Raw genomic sequence first — 667 nt, forward strand, 5'->3', positions numbered from 1 at the left:
TTTCGCATAAGCGTGGGGCCTATGTCACTGACTATGAGCACATTCCATCTGGAATGGACTCCACCCGTGGTCTGTGGACAAGCGACTACTTTTATCGCGAAGCCAGCAAAACCGGCCCGGCAACACGCAAAGTCATCGAAGAACTTATCGCGGCGAAAGCCATCCCGGCCCAGGCATACCAGTCCTGCAGAAACGTGCTGTCAATGGGCAAACACGGCAACAAACCAATCCTGGAAGAGGCATGCCAGCGCCTGACCGCCAGCGACGACAGCCGACGGGCGGTGTCCTATACCGCGGTCAAAAACATGATGGCCGCCGTACGCAAAGAACACGCCACACGGCCTAGCGGGTTAGACCAGCCCCCGCGCAGCACCACAACCAATCAGCACACCGGCCCAGCACCCTGCGACCGGGATACCACCGGCGCGTTTCTCGGCGGTGCAGAACAGTTCAGCATGGACAACCTCACTCAGAAAGGAAACTAAAGCCCATGTCATCACCAACCCCGCCAACAGATCGCTTCCTTGATGAATCCGTTTTGGCCGACTTCACCGCGCTGCGGATGACTGCCTTCGGCAGAAGCGTCATCGACATCGCCAACGATCCCGCATTCGACGCATGGACGTTTTCCCAAAAAGTGCTCTACGCACTCGATAAAGAAGTCGCG

Annotated in this window: 1 pseudogene; it reads left to right on the forward strand. The window is 57.6% G+C overall.

Going from position 1 to position 667, the window contains the following annotated elements:
- Positions 1–485 (forward strand): annotated as a pseudogene (locus HMPREF3149_RS13295) (IS21 family transposase); the annotation flags it as partial.
- Positions 486–667: the final 182 nt, after the last annotated feature.

Origin of the sequence: Corynebacterium sp. HMSC05E07 (genome assembly GCF_001807225.1) — a bacterium.
Taxonomy (GTDB): Bacteria; Actinomycetota; Actinomycetes; order Mycobacteriales; family Mycobacteriaceae; genus Corynebacterium; species Corynebacterium singulare.